14 protein-coding genes are annotated in these 18,017 nt (G+C 58.9%); 4 read left to right on the top strand and 10 right to left on the bottom strand.

What is annotated here, in order from left to right:
• The first annotated feature begins 223 nt into the window (after positions 1 to 223).
• Positions 224 to 1,573 (top strand): Nramp family divalent metal transporter, encoded by a 1,350-nt coding sequence (locus tag KB449_RS05395; protein ID WP_282907389.1) that lies wholly within the window; start codon positions 224 to 226, stop codon positions 1,571 to 1,573.
• 79 nt (positions 1,574 to 1,652) lie between these two features.
• Here the strand turns inward: KB449_RS05395 and KB449_RS05390 are convergent, their stop codons facing one another.
• Positions 1,653 to 2,801 (bottom strand): glycosyltransferase family 4 protein, encoded by a 1,149-nt coding sequence (locus KB449_RS05390; RefSeq protein WP_282907388.1) that lies wholly within the window; start codon positions 2,799 to 2,801, stop codon positions 1,653 to 1,655.
• Between the two features lie 242 nt (positions 2,802 to 3,043).
• Between KB449_RS05390 and asd the strand changes: the two genes are divergently transcribed.
• The gene (asd, locus tag KB449_RS05385) at positions 3,044 to 3,844 is read left to right on the top strand and encodes an archaetidylserine decarboxylase (RefSeq protein WP_282907387.1); all 801 of its coding nucleotides are present in this window, start codon (positions 3,044 to 3,046) and stop codon (positions 3,842 to 3,844) included.
• Positions 3,845 to 4,440: 596 nt separating this feature from the next.
• Here the strand turns inward: asd and KB449_RS05380 are convergent.
• The 3 genes from KB449_RS05380 to KB449_RS05370 form a co-directional block, all read right to left on the bottom strand.
• Entirely contained in the window at positions 4,441 to 5,379 is a 939-nt protein-coding gene (locus tag KB449_RS05380; protein ID WP_282907386.1) for a transposase, read from the bottom strand.
• A gap of 398 nt (positions 5,380 to 5,777) precedes the next feature.
• Positions 5,778 to 6,563 (bottom strand): helix-turn-helix domain-containing protein, encoded by a 786-nt coding sequence (locus KB449_RS05375; RefSeq protein ID WP_282907385.1) that lies wholly within the window; start codon positions 6,561 to 6,563, stop codon positions 5,778 to 5,780.
• On the bottom strand, positions 6,556 to 8,247 hold the full coding sequence (locus tag KB449_RS05370; protein WP_282907384.1) for an aminotransferase-like domain-containing protein: 1,692 nt from the start codon (positions 8,245 to 8,247) through the stop codon (positions 6,556 to 6,558). Before KB449_RS05370 ends, KB449_RS05375 begins: the two co-directional genes overlap by 8 nt.
• Positions 8,248 to 8,359: 112 nt before the next feature.
• Between KB449_RS05370 and KB449_RS05365 the strand changes: the two genes are divergently transcribed.
• A complete protein-coding gene (locus tag KB449_RS05365; RefSeq protein ID WP_282907383.1) occupies positions 8,360 to 8,974 on the top strand; it encodes a pyridoxamine 5'-phosphate oxidase family protein in 615 nt (204 codons plus the stop codon).
• A gap of 150 nt (positions 8,975 to 9,124) precedes the next feature.
• Complete coding sequence (locus tag KB449_RS05360) at positions 9,125 to 10,438, top strand: aminotransferase class I/II-fold pyridoxal phosphate-dependent enzyme (protein WP_282907382.1); 1,314 nt, start codon at positions 9,125 to 9,127, stop codon at positions 10,436 to 10,438.
• Between the two features lie 81 nt (positions 10,439 to 10,519).
• Here the strand turns inward: KB449_RS05360 and KB449_RS05355 are convergent, their stop codons facing one another.
• The 6 genes from KB449_RS05355 to KB449_RS05330 form a co-directional block, all read right to left on the bottom strand.
• Positions 10,520 to 12,070, bottom strand: a complete 1,551-nt coding sequence (locus KB449_RS05355; RefSeq protein ID WP_282907381.1) for a sensor domain-containing diguanylate cyclase — start codon at positions 12,068 to 12,070, stop codon at positions 10,520 to 10,522.
• A 192-nt stretch (positions 12,071 to 12,262) separates the two neighbouring features.
• Positions 12,263 to 13,531, bottom strand: a complete 1,269-nt coding sequence (locus KB449_RS05350) for an ABC transporter permease (protein WP_282907380.1) — start codon at positions 13,529 to 13,531, stop codon at positions 12,263 to 12,265.
• Complete coding sequence (locus KB449_RS05345; RefSeq protein ID WP_282907379.1) at positions 13,524 to 14,309, bottom strand: ABC transporter ATP-binding protein; 786 nt, start codon at positions 14,307 to 14,309, stop codon at positions 13,524 to 13,526. The genes KB449_RS05350 and KB449_RS05345 overlap by 8 nt, the downstream gene beginning before the upstream one ends.
• Before the next feature lie 223 nt (positions 14,310 to 14,532).
• On the bottom strand, positions 14,533 to 16,398 hold the full coding sequence (locus KB449_RS05340; RefSeq protein WP_282907378.1) for a DEAD/DEAH box helicase: 1,866 nt from the start codon (positions 16,396 to 16,398) through the stop codon (positions 14,533 to 14,535).
• A gap of 40 nt (positions 16,399 to 16,438) precedes the next feature.
• Entirely contained in the window at positions 16,439 to 17,215 is a 777-nt protein-coding gene (locus tag KB449_RS05335) for an SDR family NAD(P)-dependent oxidoreductase (protein ID WP_434082547.1), read from the bottom strand.
• Positions 17,216 to 17,423: 208 nt separating this feature from the next.
• Positions 17,424 to 17,882 carry a chemotaxis protein CheX gene (locus KB449_RS05330; RefSeq protein WP_282907376.1) on the bottom strand — a complete coding sequence of 153 codons (459 nt, stop codon included), beginning with the start codon at positions 17,880 to 17,882 and terminating at the stop codon, positions 17,424 to 17,426.
• Between the last annotated feature and the right edge of the window lie 135 nt (positions 17,883 to 18,017).

Raw genomic sequence — 18,017 nt, 5'->3', positions numbered from 1 at the left:
CATGTGAGGCTCCTTCCCGAATATGATCTGCCTCATACTATGCAGGCTTCCGGGCTGTTGTCACGACGGCTTCGAGACCATGCAAAATTGCAGTTTACTTTTTCAGGGTTCGGGCGTATATTAAAACCTATCAAGGGTTTTGCCCCAGTGCAACTTTATGTCCCATATGCCAAAATTATTGCCTTATGCAGATTATATTTATCTCAACAAGAGGTGATCCGTCATGAAAGAAGAAGCCGCGCTCAGCACCCCGCCCGCCGGCGGCTGGCGCCACAAGGATGGCATGCCTTCGCTGCCGGAAGCGCACAGAAGTCTCAAAGTGCCGCACAAGGGCTCGCTGATCCGCAAATTTTTGGCCTTTGCCGGTCCCGGCTATCTCGTCGCTGTCGGCTACATGGATCCGGGCAACTGGGCCACTGATTTAGCAGGCGGTTCCCAGTTCGGATACGCGCTCCTCTCGGTCATCCTACTGTCCAACCTGATGGCGATGGTGCTTCAAGCGCTGTCCGGCAAGCTCGGTATCGTCACGGGCAAAGACCTTGCCCAGGCATGCCGCGATCATTACAGCAAGCCTGTAGCGGTCGGACTTTGGGCGCTCTGCGAGCTTGCGATCGCCGCCTGCGACTTGGCCGAAGTGATCGGTGCCGCCATCGCTTTGAACTTGCTGTTCGGCCTTCCGCTACTATATGGCGTTATTTTAACCGCGTTCGACGTCCTTATTATTTTGTTCCTTCAAAATAAAGGCTTTCGTTACATCGAGGCATTCGTCATCGCGCTCATCGTGCTCATCGGCGCATGCTTCGGCATCGAGCTGTTCCTGTCGCACCCTTCCGTCGCAGGCATCGCCAAAGGATTCGTGCCGAGCGCGGAGATCATCTCCAATCCGACCATGCTCTATATCGGAATCGGTATTCTGGGCGCGACGGTTATGCCGCACAATCTTTACCTGCACTCGTCGATCGTCCAGACACGCGATTACGAACGCACGCCCTCAGGCAAGCGCCAAGCCATCAAGTACGCGACCTGGGACTCCTCGATCGCATTGTTCTTCGCCCTGTTTATCAACGCGGCGATACTAATCATTGCAGCTGCGGCATTCCACACGACCGGCCACTCCGAGGTGGCGGACATCGACGAAGCTTACCATCTGCTTGCGCCGTTGCTTGGCACTGCCGCGGCATCCGTCCTGTTCGGCGTCGCGCTGCTCGCATCGGGACAGAACTCTACGCTGACCGGCACGCTCGCTGGCCAGATCGTCATGGAAGGCTTCCTGAATTTCCGGATGAAACCTTGGCTCAGGCGTCTTATCACGCGACTCATCGCGATCATACCTGCAGTCATCGTGACAGCCTTGTACGGGGAAAAGGGAACGATGGACCTGCTCATCCTAAGCCAGGTTATTCTATCCTTGCAGCTGTCCTTTGCCGTCGTTCCGCTCGTCAAGTTCACGTCCGACCGCACCAAGATGGGCGAGTTCGCCAACAAAGCATGGCTGAAGTGGCTGGCTTGGACCATTGCCGCCGTCATTATGGTTCTTAACGCATACTTGCTGTTCCGCACGTTTTTCGGATAATAAACCAGTTAAAAGCCCGCGCGGACTAACCGCGCGGGCTTCTTCATGCCTGCTGTTCGTTATGCGCACTCTCCTCCACCTACTCTTCCATGCCTCCCGTCCCCAGGTCGCGCTGGAGCTCGGCCAGCCATCGATCCGCCGTGTGCCGCCAAGTAAACCGTTCCAGCACGCGTTCGCGCCCCATAGCGCCCATCCTCAGGCGCAGCATCTCATCCTCCAGCAGCAGCGAGATCCGTTCGGGAAGCTCGACAGCCAAGCGGTGCGGATCGACCAGAAAGCCCGTAACGCCGTCCTCTACAATCTCCTTCATGCCGCCGACTCGGCAGGCGACGACCGGCAGCCCTGAAGCCATAGCTTCTACGTTGACGAGACCGAAGGCTTCACGGCGCACAGATGGAACGACAGTCAGATCCGCCATGCCGAACCAAGCCGGCATATGCTCGTGCGATACGTAAGGCTCGAAGTGAACGTAGCGACGCCAAGGCTTAGCCATGCGCAGCAGCTTGCGCGAGTAAGCGGAAGTACGGTTGGAGCCGTAAAATGGAGAGCCTACGATAACCATCAGCACGTTCGGGTGACGGCGGACGAGCGCAGGCAGCGCTGCGAGCAGATGATGAACGCCTTTCAACGGGATCAGACGGCCGGCGAACAAAACGATCTGACGATGCTGCCAGCCACGGGCGCTCCGTACGGCCTCGCGCAGAGCCCGCCCGCCAAACCAAGCCGGATCGACGCCCGGATAAACGACGCCTAGCTTGGCGGTTGAACGAGGCGACCTCTTCTCGACATCCGCTTTTAAAAAGAAACTGTTAACAAGTATCCGATCTGCTGCCCCGAGGCACGTTCGAAGCTCCTTGGGAGAAATCGCCTTTCCCGAGATAAAGGTGTTCGAGTGCAAATGCAGCCACACGCGCGCACCGGGAAATTGCCGCTTCAACAGCGGCACCAGGCGCGGCCGGTTTTCCACCTCGATGAGCTGCGGCCGGTACGCCCGAAGTCCCGCGACTACGCCTGACAGGTAGGCTCGTCGTCCCGGTGCCCGTATGCGTTCGCAGCGGGCGCCGTGGAGCATTCCTCTTCGGGGCAGGCCCTTCGCGGTTCTTCCGTAAATGCGCACCTCCAGATGGTCCGCGAGCAAAGGCACGAAATTTTCAACGACACGCTCCACAGACCCCCCGCGAGGCGCAGGGACCGGGTACGCACCCGGCGTTACGAATGCGGCTCTCACGGGATCACGCCCCTCGTCCTGTACTTCAGACAGCATACACCCGGAGGCTGTTGCCGGACACGGCGAGTAACCCGCGGTATGGCGAATCATCCGCAAATGGGTGTGCAATAGCGCTTCTAATAAAATTCACCACCCAGGCAGGTTGAAGTTTGCCCACCGATATGTCACACTAGGGAACGACTGCGCCCGAATCACATTCGCAGTCCGGAATTTTATCTACGAGGCAAAGGAGTGGCCGTACGATGAACCGTTGGCTGCTGCGCGCCATGACGGAGCTGTCTTCGCGCAAATTCATTTCCCGCATAGCAGGGAGCATTGCCAAGTCGCCGATGAGTCGGCGCTTTATTCCCCGATTTGTGGCGGTATACCGGATTCCGGTTGAGGAAGCGGAGAAGCCGCTTGCCGATTACGCAACGCTGAACGAGTTTTTCACCCGGCGGCTAGCCCCCGGCAGCCGGACCATTGATGCGACGCCCGACGCACTGGTAAGCCCGGTGGACGCGCGAATCGCCGCCTGCGGACCGATCGAGAACGGCCTGCTCATGCAGATTAAGGGACAGGACTACTCGCTGGAAGAGCTGCTGAACCGCTCTCCGCGCGCAAGCCAATACAGAAGCGGCTACTATTGGGTGCTTTACCTTAGTCCGACCGACTATCACCGTATCCACACACCCTGCGCAGGCGAGATCGTCGAGACCGAGCATATCCCCGGCCGGGTCTATCCCGTGAACGAACGCGGGCTTACCCTGATGCGCCGAGTACTCTCGCGAAACGAGCGGCTCATTACCTACCTGCGCCATGGCAGCGGAGAGATCGCTGTCGTGAAGGTCGGCGCGTTTAACGTCAGCAGCATCAAGTACATAGAGCCTCTCCCCCGCTCGCTCGAGCGCGGACAAGAGATGGCCTACTTCGAATTCGGCTCCACCGTCGTGCTCCTTACAGAGGACGACACCTTCCTGCCGCTGCCTGGCTTCAAAGCGGGCGATCAGGTCCGGGTAGGCCAGCTCCTAGGCACATTAGTTGCAGATCCCGCTTCAAAATAAACGACCAGCGGACCGACGCTGTCCCGAGGCGACGAGTTAACTCTCGCCGTCCATGGCGCAGCAGTCGGTCCTTTTTAATTGCCGGAATAGGCATATACTTACACCTAAGCAGCCACTACCAAAACACAGAACCAAAACACGTGAACTACGCGAACCTCCCTATGCCCGAATACCAAAATGCCCAAGCAACCGGAACATGCGGAGCACCCAAACACCTAGAACACCCAACACCCGGAACACCCAACACCTAGAACACCCAACACCCAGATCACCGAACACCCAGATCACCCAACACCCAGATCACCCAACACCCAGATCACCCAACACCCAGATCACCCAACACCCGAACACCATTTTCCCCATTGACACGATATCCCTTTCGCACAGGTTGGATGCCGAGTTGACCAAACTTATTAAACCGCAAAATATATAAAAGTTAAGGATGTAAGATATAAGGCCGCAAACATAAGTTCGCAAAACGCAAGGACTCAAAGTTTGAGTGAGTTTAACGAATTGGAATAATAACATCATATTAAGAAAACAGTGTGGATAAAGGCATTTGACCTGGAGATAACCACGTGCGTGTGCGCGCGTCCTTACGAAATGCAGATGTTTCGGGACAGCTTCGCTTCATTCGTTCGGCCGGTCCAGCGGATACTGCGGATGCCAGACCTTTTGCGCACAAGTTCGGGTTGTGTTATGGTGCCGATCCGTCCACAAAGCGATAATAAAGCCTTAAACCCATCTGTTCTTACATTTACGCGGAAGCAGTATTCGTCCAGATACGCCTGCAGATGCTTAGGTCCAATTCCCCCGAACGTCCGTGCGAGCCAAGCGATTGCACCGCGCCACACTGCCCCCAATGCCGTCACTCCTTCGCGTCCCGATGCCTTAACGATTTCGATGCGCCGCTCCCCTGTTCGATCTTCCGTTGCATGGCGCCACAAAAAGCCGCCGAACGAATCGACGTCGAACGTACGACGATTAAATGTCTTGGCGGACACCCTTTTAATTTTGACTTCCGCGAGCTCGCCGCTCTCCGGATCGATCGAAGCCCCTACGACGGCAGGCTCGTCCCGATAAGCTAAAGGATCCGAGGGCCGATTCGTCACCGGTCGCGCGTAGAAGTCACCCACTAATTGCAAATCACCTGTTAACGGACGCCCCTCATCGTGCATTTGAATCGCAAACCGAAGCTTATGATTAATGAGCCAAGCCGTCTTATATGTAACTTGAATAAGCTCCGCCAGCAATACGGCCGAGATACCGGTCCCCATTAAAAACAATGCCTGAAACCACTTAACGAGCGGCGTGCCGGTACCTTGCAAAATCGTGCCCGCGGTAAGCGAGGTCTGATGAGAGCATGAGCTGCATTCGAACAGCCTGCGCCCGCGGGAAACAATACGATAAAAGTCGAGCCCCCCGCAGCGCGGACAACGAAAGCCGTCGGGCCATTTTGCACGAAAAAGAGCGATCTCGCAATCTTCTTCGCTAAAAGCCGGTGCCTGCTCGCACAAACGGTTCGAATCGCTCATCCTCATTCCTCCTACAAAAAAGAGATCATATGTTCGTATTATACCATTTTAATACTATTTGAAGCAAGGAAAGAATTGTCGCACTGCATGGACGGGAGAGCACACTTAATCGAAATTCCAGGCACACGAACATTGCCAGAACGAATGGGATAATGGTGCAATGGATGACTAGACACGCTTCCTGTGCGAAGGGGATAATGTCGAAACGCCGGAACTAGTCGCTTACCTGAGTGAAGGGGATAGCGTCGAAACGGTGGAATTAGGAGTCTTGCCTGTGCGAAAGGGATAGCGTCGAAACGGCGGAATTAGACGTCTCGCCTGTGCGAAGGGGATAGCAGTGTAATGTCAGAAATAGACCAATTGGGCACAGACAACTCGGTAATAAAAAGTAAAGAACCCTATCGAATCTCCGAAGGGCTCTTTCCGGTGTATTGTTTAAATTGGCGACTGAAAAAGAAAATATCTCGGTAGCCGAGGGCATCGGCGACTTCGGTCACGTTCATACCGGCGTGCAGCAGCAGATGCTGCGCTCGCTCGATTCGGGTGCGAATCATATAGGTCTGTACTGAGAATCCGATCAGCTCTTTGAACTTGACCGAAAAGTATCTCGGCGACAAGCCCGCTCGCGCTGCCAGATCATCCACACGGTGGGACTCTCCCGGGTGCTGGCGGATGTAGTTGGCAACTTCGTGAATGCTCTCTGTCAGTTGATTGCTCGCTTTGCGCTCGACCGGTTCCTCGAGATCGTTGCGCAGCAGATGAATGATGAGCTGCTTCAGCACAAGTCTCGCTTCTTCCTCCGCAGCGAACGTTTTGACGAGGAAGAGCCGCACATATCTCGCGAGCAGATGCTCGAATTCGAACGTGTCCTGCAAAACGCGATACGGCTTCGGTACGAGCTTCACCGGAACGCTCACATCGAAGTGGATATAAGTCAGCACGAGCGGCTTCTGCGGGTTATGGGTGGCGCTCGTTCGATCTCCAGGTCTGAAAAGGAAGCAGCTTCCTTTTTCTACTGGAAAGGGCTGACCGTTCAGGACGACCTCGCCTTCTCCGCTCCACACGTAAAATAAGTCGTAGTTCGCAAGCGGCTTCTCTCGCTTCTGCCACTTCCAGCCCGGCTCGCATACAATCTTGGCCAGGTAAAGCTTGAGTTCGTAAGCATCCGGCGACGCGTCAAGCATCTCCTGTTCCTCCTTTCCTCGCTGTGTGTTCGTGCCATGCAGTTTCACCAAGCCGGTGCTCTTCTATGAGGCCAAGCCTGCCGGCTATTGCTCGAATCAACTGCATCCCTTTTGCAATTCCGGCTTCATCCAGGTGCGCAAAACCGAACAACGCCGTACGCTCCTCTGGCCGCTTCATGCCAGCATATACCGAGCCGTCTCCCCAGCTCACGCCCGCTTGCCGGCAAGCCGACACCAGCTCGTCGTACCGATCAGGCGGGCCGGTCCAAGCGGCGAACAAAAGCAGCCCCGCGTCGGCCGGATGTACGTGGAATATCGGCCCAAGCTTCGAAAGTTCCTTGCGGAGCTGACCTTGCAGCCGGTTAAAAATCCGGCGGGCGCGCCTCAAATGGCGGTCATATTCGCCTTGGTTCATCCAGTCAGCCAGCGCGCGCTGCTCCGTAAGGCCCGCAGGGTAGGGATCGTAAAGCTGTTTAGCCAACAGAAACGGCTTGTGGAGCCCAGGCGGCAGCACCGCGTATCCGATCCGCACTTCCTGCCGCATCACTCGCGAGAACGATCCGATGTAGACTACCCGCTCCTGTCTGTCGAGCGACTTGAGCGGCTCGATCGGACGCCCCGACCAGCGGAACTCGCTGTCATAATCGTCCTCCACGATCCAGGCGCCGCGCTTGGCGGCCCATTCCAATAACGCCATCCGGCGCTCATAGGTGAGCACGGCGCCGGTAGGGAATTGACGCGTCGGCGTCACAAACAACAGCTCCCCGGACCAATCGTCCGGTACGATGCCATGTCTGTCTACCGGCGCCGGAATCAACATCGCGCCGCTTGCCTGAATGGCGCGCTGTATGCCGCTATAGCAAGGATCCTCCGTGACTGCCGCCTTGCCCGGCTCAAGCAGCAGCTGCGCAAGCAGCGCGATGGCCTGCATCGAGCCTCCCGTCACGACGATGTCCTCCTCTTCGCAAAGGATGCCTCGTTCGCGCCGCAGCCGCCCTGCGATCGCTCTTCGCAGCTCTGCGCTGCCGGCTGTCGTACGAGTATCCTCCGCCAGAGCGGGACCGCGTCGTCTCCATTCGGCCGATACGGCTGCCTTCCACGACTTCCATGGGAACCATTGCTCGCCCATGCCGCGCGGCTTGAATGAAATGGACTTGAATGAAACCGCGGAAGAAGTATGTATATCGTTGTGTTTCTCATTTTCCGGATTGGCATGCCGGGACACGTTCGGTTGAGAGGCTTCCCTGTGATCCTCGTCCGACTGCGCTTCACGCAATAGACGCATCCCCCAAGCCGACAGTCCGGAAGCTGGCGGGGGAGACAACCCCATCGCCTGCTGATCGGCGAGATCCAGGCTCTCCGCACACAAAGACGGCTTCTGCGCCGCACCAATCTCCTGATTCGAGGCCGTCCCCCGGTCTGAGGCGCGTAACTCTTGCCCAGCTACATAGGTACCCCGCCCGACCGATGCGCGCACGTATCCCTCGGCGGCGAGCATCTCGTAGGCGATGCTCACACTGCCCCGGGACAGACCGTACGACTCGGCCAACGTCCGCGTCGAAGGGAGCTTGGCTCCGGGCCGAAGTTGTCCGCCGACGATCCTGTCGCGAATCGCCTGATACAAGGCGAGATGCTTGACGCCGCAGGCAGATAATTTTGCGTCATAGGGAACCTGGATACTCATAGCAGCCAACCTTCTCTGTCCATTGGACCAACGTTTTTAATGTAAATTGGATCTTTTGACTTGTCAATGTCGGACTTAGAATAAATCTTACACAATGACGGGAGGCAGCAATATGCGCAGAAAAGAGTTTGAAGTAGAAGATCGCGAAATATGCGAAGCGTTCCTGAACGAACGGGACGACGGCGTGCTGACGTTCAAAGGAATCGACGGCTGGCCGAAGGCGGTGCCTTTGAACTATGCTTACAAGGATGGCTCCGTCTATTTTCACGGTAGCAAAAAGGGAGAGAAGATGAGCGGCATCGCAGAGGACGACCGGGCAGAGTTTGTCGTTTACGAAGCGCACGCTTTTATCCCTTCCTATTATAGCGATCCGCTGATGGCCTGCCCCGCTACGCTTTACTTCCGTTCCGTTCGAATTCGCGGCCGGGTGGAACAGGTCGAAGAGGCTGCCGATAAAGCTGTGGCGCTAGCCGCGCTGATGAGCAAGTTGCAACCGGAGGGCGGGCACCTGGCGATCGACGCCAGCCATCCGAAGTATGCATTGCAGCTTAAGGGCATAGCCGTGCTACGCCTAAGCGTCGAGGAAATGACGGGCAAGTTCAAATTCGGGCAGAACCTGTCCGAAAAGAAACGCATTGAAGTCATCGATGGCTTGGAAGGAAGAGACCGTCCGGGGGATCCGCTCACCGTCGCGTTCATGAAGGAATGGGCCCCAAAGCCGAAATAAGTACGTTAACGCAAAATCGCTCATGGATTGTTCAACTTCCAGGCAGCCTCGCGGGTGACGCGTATGGTACGATCGTGTATAATAGCAACTGATGCCCTGCCTGAGAAATTTTCTCACCGGGGAACTCGATCATGTGGAAGGATGACGGCAATGAACCCCCTCGCGCAACAGCTCAACGACACCATCGCCAAGGAACAGCCTCGAATCGCGGAGATGCTCTCCGGACTCGGCAAGGCCATTTATTTTCCCAAGATAGGCATCCTGAGCCAATCTGCCGAAGCGAAGCAAAAAGCGAAAACGTACAACGCGACGATCGGTATTGCGACGGAAAACGGGCAGCCGATGCACCTGAAAATGATCCAAGACAAATTGTCCGCCTATAATCCCAAGGACATTTACGAATATGCGCCACCGGCCGGCAAACCTGAGCTCCGTGCCGCATGGCGCGAAAAGATGCTGAAGGAGAACCCTTCGCTGCAGGGCAAGACGTTCAGCCTGCCCGTCGTCACGAACGCGCTGACGCACGGCCTCAGCATCGTAGCCGATTTGTTCGCCGATGTCGGGGATGCCGTCATTATCCCTGACAAGAACTGGGAAAACTACGAACTGACCTTCGGCGTTCGCCGCGGCGCAGAGATCGTGGAATACCCGCTTTACGGCGCGGACGGCCTCTTCAATGCTCAAGGCTTGCGCGAGGCGCTGCTCTCCCGCAAAGAACAGGGCAAAGCGATCGTGCTGCTCAACTTCCCGAACAATCCGACCGGCTATACGCCAAGTCGCGCGGAAGGCGCCGCGATCGTCGCAGCGATTAAGGACGCCGCCGAAGCCGGCATCAACGTCGTAGCGGTGACCGACGATGCTTACTTTGCGCTTTTCTTTGAAGACTCGATGCACGAATCGCTCTTCGGCGCGCTGTGTGGTCTGCACGAACGCGTCCTCCCGGTCAAGATCGACGGCGCCACCAAAGAAGAATACGTCTGGGGCTTCCGCGTCGGCTTCATCACCTACGGCGGAACTTCGGAGGCCGCGCTCGCTGCGCTCGAGCAGAAGACGCTCGGCATCATCCGTGCGACGATCTCCAGCGGTCCGCATCCGTCGCAGACTTTCGTGCTCGACGCGCTCAAATCGCCTGATTTCGAAGCGCAAAAAGCGGAAAAGTACGCGATCATGAAGGGCCGCGCGAACAAGGTAAAAAGCCTGCTCGACAGCGGCAAGTATGAAGGCGTCTGGAGCTATTATCCGTTCAATTCCGGCTACTTCATGTGCTTGCGTCTCGATGGAATCAGTGCCGAGACCGTCCGTCAGCGCTTGCTCGACCGTTACGAGGTCGGCACGATCGCGCTAGGCGAACACGATTTGCGCGTCGCATTTTCTTGTATCGAGGAGCCGTATCTGGAAGATCTGTTCGACCGGATCTACGCGGCCGTATCCGAGATTAAAGGCGAAGCGTCCGTGCAAGCATAACACCGCCGTTATGCGCAAACATGCAATGCAAAAGGCCCTGCCTCAATCATCCTCCGATGATGGGCAAGGCCTTTTTTATGTTTACGCGCTTGTTCCGGCAAACTCTTTCTCATATAAGCTATAACGGTTGCGGCCCAGATCCTTGGACTTGTACATGGCGATGTCTGCCGCGTGCAGCAGGGAGGTCGTGTCGTTCCCGTGTACCGGCCAGAGGGCGATGCCGATGCTGACCGTTACGGGAGAATCCGACGAAATCGCGCCGCGATGCCCCGTCAACCCGTCCAACAGTTGCTGCGCGGTCGCCGCAGGGTCCCATGTATCGTCAATGTCGGGCAGCACGACTGCGAATTCGTCGCCGCCTAGTCTGAACAACATCCCGCTGGTAGGCGTGCACGTTCTTAATTTGAAGGCAACCTCGCGTAAAAGCACATCCCCGGCCTGGTGTCCATGCCGATCGTTCACTGCCTTGAAGCGATCCAAATCAAGCAGGAGCAGCGCGCCCTCAGAACCGTTTTGAAGGAATGATGAAATCGTTTCCTGGAAATAAAGTCGATTGCCCACGCCAGTCAACGCATCGTGATATGCCAGATACCAAATTTCCTCTTCCGCTTTTTTGCGGCCGGTCTCGTCCTGCAGCACGACACAATACATACGCTCGCCTTCGGTCGTCAACTCGCTCAGGTGTACGATCATACGCCTGGATTCGCCGTCGACGTCGACCATGCTGACCTCCATCATCGTTGATCCGACTCCGTCCAGCGGCAAGCGCTCGCCCTTGTCGAGGAACATGGATATCGGCTTGCCGACCAGTTCTGCCGGCGACAAGCCAAGCAGCAGCTTGACGACCGGATTCGCTTCTCGAATCGCTCCGCCTGCATCCAGCAGCAGCACGCCGAATGGAGACAGCTCGAACAGCACCCGATACTTTTCCAAGACAGAGGGCATCAATCCGTAGTGCAGAATCGCTCTGCGAATGAAGAAAGCAAAGAGCAAAACGGCAAATAGTCCCATCAAATGCGCGCATTCCGCCGGCATGCCGCCAAGTCTCGCCAGCACTGCGACAGCTGTCACGACCGCTCCGGCCAATATGCCGAACCCCGCCTGGATATGCTGTGAGCGAGTCGCAGCCGCCGCGCTTCGGGCCGTTTTCCAGCCGATCAACCAGACCGCAGAAACGTACAGCCAGACCGTAACCGCCAAAACGATCGATCCTGCCCACACACCTGTTCCCGGATTCAGTTCGCCTGCGTATTCCGCATACGCACCGTAGACATTCGGCTGGGATACGACCAGCACGATGAGTACGAAAGGCACGGCCAACGCGATATCCAGATAGCTTGCAGGAGATTTGCCCGCCTGACCGCCTAGCTGTCGAACGAAAAGCATGATCAGGAAGGCAAGCACGCAAGTCGGAACAATCAGGAGTCCGTTGACGAGCTTCGCGGCAGCGGTCTCGGGGAAGAACGAAGCCAAAAACGAAGCGCCAAACTGCAGCGACATCAATGCGAACAAAATGGATGCCAGACGGTTCAACCGGTGCAGCGGGTTGCGAAAAAAGACTTCGGCCGAAAGCCAGCCGAGCATCGCGCCGGGGATGACGTGAAGGGCGAGGTTTGTCAAAAATCCGCCCATATACCGCTCCTTCCAGTAGTTATTGCTAATCGCGTAATTTGAAATGGCTTCGGGCCGTATCCGGATTGTTCGCGCATACAATTATAAAAGGGCCGATGCGCCCTTTGAAGGAGATGGGATCCGGATTTTTTGGTTACAAAGTACTATTCGATAACAGGGTCTGATTTCCTGCTCTTTTTTGCAAGTTGTTGGTTATAGCTCTTCCTCTTCGTCTCTGGCAGCAAGTCGCCTTGGGAGCAGCCATCCCGTCCATGCGAGCGCAAGGGCAAGCGCGATCAGCCACCAGATCGGCGAGGAGGCAGCGTGCGGCACCCAGGCGATCAGCCATAGAAGCGCTGCGGCAGCAAGTCCAGCCGACCGGACGACCGCCGACGCTGCCGTATTTCTCCCTTCGGGGGAGAGCGGCACGACGGAAGCATGCTCGGCAAAACGGATTCGTCCGAGCTCCGTGAGCTGCAGACCGCCTACGACGATTCCGACGATATACACCATCGCGTCGACAGCGGTCGAACGAGCAAAAAGCGCGATAACTGCCATCACCGTGCACCAACGCCAAAAGGCGCCGAACGCTTCGCCGCGCAAAAATGTTTTTGCATATAGAAAATGCCAGGCGAAACGCTTGCTCCGCGGCACCCGATCCGCGACCCAGGCAATCCAGGCGCGAGAAGCGGCCGGAGGCTCCTCGGTGGGGATGTCCACGAACCAGCCCAGGAAAGACAGCCAGCGCCTGCGCGCTGCGCCTTCCTCCGCGATCAGGCGATCCCACGGCATCCGGTGGCGGGGCGTGAGCAGCGCAGCCGTCGACACGGCGGCCGCAGCAAGCAGCGCGAAGCCGGCTGCAAGCAGCAGCGGCTTTGTAAGCAGCGCGGCTGCGGCAAGCAGAACGGCCGTCCAGCGGGCGAAGCGCAGGGCAAGGCGGGCGGTTGCTGACACGGCTCTGCGCTCCTGCCAGGCGGCATATGTATTCCAGGCGGCCAGCAGCGCAATCGCGGCCGCCAGCGCGGCCCAGCCGGCAGGCTCAGACGGCGCAGCGTCGGCCGTTACCGGCGCTTTCGCATAAAGCGGGGCAAAGATAATGAAGACGACCAGCGCGCGGAGCGCGCCGAAAAACGCCGCACTGCGGAGCGCCGGCAACACATTGGCCGACAGCACGCGCGACTCCGCAGGCAGGAGGAACACGGTGTCGGCAGGCTGGAGATAGCTTCGCAGCGGCGTATAGATCGACGCGAAAAAAAGCAATGCGACGCCAACGACGTCCGCAGGCCAGGCCTGAGGCATATCGGACAGCAGGCCGGCGTAGCCGGCAAGCAGCGTAATGCCGATCGCGGCCAGCAGCATTGCAAATCCGCTTTGCGCCACGTATCGCAAATAAGGGAACATCTCGCGCCGGAACGCCGATGCGCGCTCGCGCCGCCAATCCCTTGCTTCCCGGAGCTTTTCCTCCTGAACCGGATCAGCCACGGGCGGCGCCTCCTTCCGGCGGCGCGGCCTTCTCGTCGGCGGACAGGATCAATCGCTCGAACGCATCGTCGAGCGTATGATCGCGGCCTGCAGCGCCGGCTGCTTCCTTGACCTCGCTCGGGGTTCCGCTGGCGAGAATGCGCCCCTGATGCAGGACGACGATCCGGTCCGCATTGCGCTCGAGCGCAGGCAAAATGTGCGAGCTGAGCAAAATCGCCGAGCCTGCCGCTCTGGCTTCGTTAAGCGCCTGAACGAGCGCCCGCGTCGCCAGCGGATCGAGCCCCAGGAACGGCTCGTCAATGATAAGCAGCGGCGGCAAGACGAGCAGCGCGTTCATCAGCATCACCTTCTGGCGCATCCCTTTGGACAGCGTCCCGGGCAGCGCCCCCATCGCATGCGTCATGCGGAAGGTCTCCGCGAGCGCCTCGGTCCTGCGGGCCGCTGTGTCGGCGTCCAACCCGTACGCCGTCTCCGTCCACCGCAAATGCTCGGATACCGTCAAGTTGGGGAACAGGGAAGGCTGCTCGGGAACGTAGGCGCAGGAGGACCTATAGCGGTCGCGGTCGTCCTCCAGCTTCAGGCCCGCAACCCGCACCTCGCCCGATTGCGGCAGCATCAGTCCCAATACGTGCTTGATGGCGGTGCTCTTGCCCGCGCCGTTCAGGCCGATAAGACCCATCATTTCCCCAGGCTGTATGTCGAAGCTGACCTCGTGCAGGACGGGCTTGCGGGTACTGTAGCCCCCTGTAAGCTTGTCTAGCGTTAACGCGGTTGCCATCGGTTCGCAACCTCCTCATGTGGACGGATATCTCTTCATTATAACGAAGCCGCAACCCGCTTGCATCTCTTCTCAAAGCGGAAAACGTGACGCTCGGTTTCGATTACGCTTGACTCATGCTGCGCTGCTTCCCGATCGTTGACCCGTTAGCGCGCGGCAAATGCCAAAACAGGACGATGCGGCATGAAAGCCGCATCGTCCTGTTCGCCCGCAGGCGTCGCTTCTATTCGTTTGGCGGGACGTTGTTCGCCCGCTTTTCCTTCAACCAGCGCGGCGCCCCTTTATTTTTGCTGTCGCGCTCGCGATCCTGCTTGACCTTGCCCTTGGCGGCCGGGCGCGCGGGCGGCGCCGATTTGCCGCTGCCCTTCCCAGCCTTCTGCGAACCCGCAGCGGACGCATCCCGCTTCGTGGTGCCGGCTTTCGCGGCGGCCGCTTGCATCCGCTCTCCGCTCCTGCCGCCGGCTTGCTCGCGTGAGGCGACACCGGCCTGCGGAGCCTGGCCGGCGCTTGCGCTGCCGGTCCGCTTCGCCCCAACGGCGCCGATCGTCCGTTTCGGTCCGCCGGCAACCGTCTGCCCGGCTCCCGGCTTGCCTCCTGCGGCTACGGCACCTGCCAGACGTTTGGCGCCTCCGGCTTGTTGCCCGGCTCCAGCTTTCTTCGAGCCGGCATCGGCCCCGTTGCCGGCAGATCCTTTTCCTCGCGGGCCGGACCGCTCGTCTTTCGTCTCTCGCTTCGCTTCGCCCTTCACGCCTTCAAGCCGGCCGTGCGCGAGACGCCGCTCGCGGATCTCGATGCGCAGCTGCTTGCCCAGCTTGTCCATGATGAACTGCTCCTTGGGCGTTACGATCGTAATGGACGTCCCGCTCCGCCCCATCCGCCCGGTACGTCCGGCCCGGTGCACGTAGTGATCCGCGTCGAGCGCCGGCTCGAACTGCAGCACGAGCGCGAGCTCCTGCACGTCGAGGCCGCGAGCGGCCACGTCGGATGCGACCAGCAGCTTCGTTTTCCCCTCGCGGAACTTGCGGAGCACTTCTCCCCGCTCCCGTCCCGGCGTGTCTCCGTACAACGCGTCAACCGCAAAGCCTTCGAAGCGCAGCTTGGCAAGCAGCTCGCCGATCCGCTCGATGTCGTTCACGAAAAGCAGCGTCGAAGACGGCTTCATCGTGCGCACGAGGCGCCGAACGAGATCGATCTTGTCCCGCGGATCGCTGACCAGGTACAGATGCTCGATCGTCTGCGGCAGTCCCGGCTCCTGCTCCTGCCGGACCGTCGTCTCCCACGGGTCGCGCAGCCACTTGGCCTCCGCGGCCCGCATCGTATCCGAGCGCGTCGCCGACACGAACACCGTCTGCCGGTCTCTCGCTGCGCCCTTCAGCACGAATTCGACGTCGCCCTTGCCCCCCAGCGAAAAGACGCGGTCGGTCTCGTCGACGACGACATGCTTAACCGCCGAGAGCGACAGCTTGCGGAGCGAGGCGACCTCGCGGATCCGTCCCGGCGTGCCGACGACGATCGCCGGCTTGCCCTTCATGCGGTCCAGCTGCCGCGACAGCGCGGCGCCGCCGATCAAAGCGACCGTCTTGACGCCGAGCGGCTCGCCGAACTTCTCCGACACGCGCACGATCTGCATCGCCAGCTCCTGCGTCGGCGCGATGACGACGGCCTGCGTCTCGCGCCTCGCAGGGTCGACCCGCTGCAGCAGCGGCAGCAGGTAAGCCAGCGTCTTGCCCGACCCTGTCGGCGACCGCAGCACGCCGTCTCTGCCGGCCAGCAGCTCGGGAATGACGCCCGCCTGCACCGAGGTCGGCTCCAAAATGCCAGCCGCGGCAAGCGCGCCGCTCAGAGCCGCTTCAAGCCCGAGGCCGCTAAACGTACGCTTCTCAGTGTCTTCGGCACTTCCTTCGGTACTTCCTTCGACACGTCCCTCTGTTGTTTCCTCCGTACGCCCTTCTGCACGCTCCGCGTTATGTCCTTCGGCATTTTCACCGACGCTTTCTCCCGGATTCCCCTCAACCGCTTGGTCCTCAACCTGCGTCTCGGTCGAAGCGCCCTCCATGTCTTCCTGTCGCTCTATTTGTTCTTCCGACATCGTCCATTCTCCTTTGCGGCCGTACCTGTCGACAGGGCCGTTATTTCTTGTTCAGCAGCCGGGCCGCGACGCCCGCCGTCAGCACCGGGAACAGCTGGATCAGCTTGGCGCCCGCGGCGGATACCAAGGGCAAATCGCGCTCCGCCTTGCCGGTCTCCAGCAGCCGCACCAACGCAAGCGCGACCGTGTCGGGCTGCATCATAAATCGCCGGATATTGCGCTTGTACGTGCCTTCCGGATCCGCCCGGTCGAAAAAGGGCGTATCGATCGGCCCAGGATTGAGCGCGGAGATCTTGATGCCGCTGCCGCGCAGCTCTTGCCGCAGCGAATTGGTAAAGCCCAGCACAGCGTGCTTGGAAGCGGCATAGCCGGTCGCCTTGGCCGTCCCGATCTTGCCCGCGATCGAGGCGACGTTGACAATATGACCGGCGCCCGCCCGCTTCATGGCCGGATACACGGCCTTGCAGAACCGCACCGTACCCATATAATTAACGTCCATCATCGCTTCAAACCGCGACAGCTCCGTCTCCTCGAAGGAAAGGAACTCTCCGTACCCCGCGTTGTTCACCAGCGCGTCGATGCGTCCGAAGCGCTCGAGCGTGCGCGCAACGGTCTCGTCGACGGATGCCGCGCTCCGCACGTCGCACTCGTATCTCGCATGCTCGCCGCGAATACCGGCCGAGACGGCCGCCAGCTTGTCCGCCGAACGGGCGGCAAGCACGGGCACCGCTCCCCGCTCCGCCAGAAGGCGGGCCGCCAGCGCGCCGATCCCGCTCGAGGCGCCGGTCAAGAGCACGATCCGGCCGCGCAGTTCTATGGATGACATGGCCATTCTCCTTCTCCGCCGCCCGCAGAATCGGTCATCCGACCGCTGCCGGGCTATTTTATCGGTTCATTGGTCCGGATTGCGTCCCCTCAGTGGCGCTCGAACGTTAAAAAAAAGCCCCCTGCGGGGCTTCCTTATTGTAGCATATCGAGCGGTACGACGATATGTCGCGCCGTCCGGTGGGACGGCATCGCGCGAACTAAGCGATCAATACCTGAATCTCCATCTCGCCGATCCCGTCCATGATCAGAGGAACCGCCAACGCGCGGCGAACCTCCCCGTGACTCTCGAGCATCGAATGGACGATGCGGGGCGGCGTAATATCGACATGAACGCCTTGGTTGAACAAAATGGTCGATGCGTTGCCGCTGATCATGTTCCCCAGCTCGGAAATGGCGCTCTTGCCCATATCGTCGATCTCCGTGATGACAAACCCGCCCATCATCGCGGAGATGATCTTCAGCGCGACCGATTCGCTCAAGCCGAATACGATGTCGCCGCTCATATGGCCCGTGAGCCCGATCTGGATCCATACGTGATTGTCCACGAACTGGATGTCCTTGACCGCCAACTGACCGGTGCTGGGCCGAATTTGAACCATTTGCTCGATGACCATTCGGGCCGATTCCAGGAATGGGTTGATATATTCCGCCTTCATTCGCGAGCGATGCCTCCTTGCGAGCCGATTCTATAAGCCGGAACTCGTTGTCTTCGCTTCGTTTCGACAAAATACCGCTTCTCTTGCCTCGTTGCCATCATTATACTTAAATAAGTAGGACAAGTATACTTATTT

The sequence above is a fragment of the Cohnella hashimotonis genome (genome assembly GCF_030014955.1).
Lineage (GTDB): Bacteria > Bacillota > Bacilli > Paenibacillales > Paenibacillaceae > Cohnella > Cohnella hashimotonis.
Note: the sequence above shows the minus strand (reverse complement) of the source record. Positions and strands in the feature narration are given on the sequence as shown.

What these genes read in the sequence shown, in the direction of transcription:
- KB449_RS05395 (WP_282907389.1), top strand. Translation starts at nt 224, where the DNA reads ATGAAAGAAGAAGCCGCGCTCAGCACCCCGCCCGCCGGCGGCTGGCGC.
- asd (WP_282907387.1), top strand. Translation starts at nt 3,044, where the DNA reads ATGAACCGTTGGCTGCTGCGCGCCATGACGGAGCTGTCTTCGCGCAAA.
- KB449_RS05380 (WP_282907386.1), bottom strand. Translation starts at nt 5,379, where the DNA reads ATGAGCGATTCGAACCGTTTGTGCGAGCAGGCACCGGCTTTTAGCGAA.
- KB449_RS05375 (WP_282907385.1), bottom strand. Translation starts at nt 6,563, where the DNA reads ATGCTTGACGCGTCGCCGGATGCTTACGAACTCAAGCTTTACCTGGCC.
- KB449_RS05370 (WP_282907384.1), bottom strand. Translation starts at nt 8,247, where the DNA reads ATGAGTATCCAGGTTCCCTATGACGCAAAATTATCTGCCTGCGGCGTC.
- KB449_RS05365 (WP_282907383.1), top strand. Translation starts at nt 8,360, where the DNA reads ATGCGCAGAAAAGAGTTTGAAGTAGAAGATCGCGAAATATGCGAAGCG.
- KB449_RS05360 (WP_282907382.1), top strand. Translation starts at nt 9,125, where the DNA reads ATGAACCCCCTCGCGCAACAGCTCAACGACACCATCGCCAAGGAACAG.
- KB449_RS05355 (WP_282907381.1), bottom strand. Translation starts at nt 12,070, where the DNA reads ATGGGCGGATTTTTGACAAACCTCGCCCTTCACGTCATCCCCGGCGCG.
- KB449_RS05345 (WP_282907379.1), bottom strand. Translation starts at nt 14,309, where the DNA reads ATGGCAACCGCGTTAACGCTAGACAAGCTTACAGGGGGCTACAGTACC.
- KB449_RS05340 (WP_282907378.1), bottom strand. Translation starts at nt 16,398, where the DNA reads ATGTCGGAAGAACAAATAGAGCGACAGGAAGACATGGAGGGCGCTTCG.
- KB449_RS05330 (WP_282907376.1), bottom strand. Translation starts at nt 17,882, where the DNA reads ATGAAGGCGGAATATATCAACCCATTCCTGGAATCGGCCCGAATGGTC.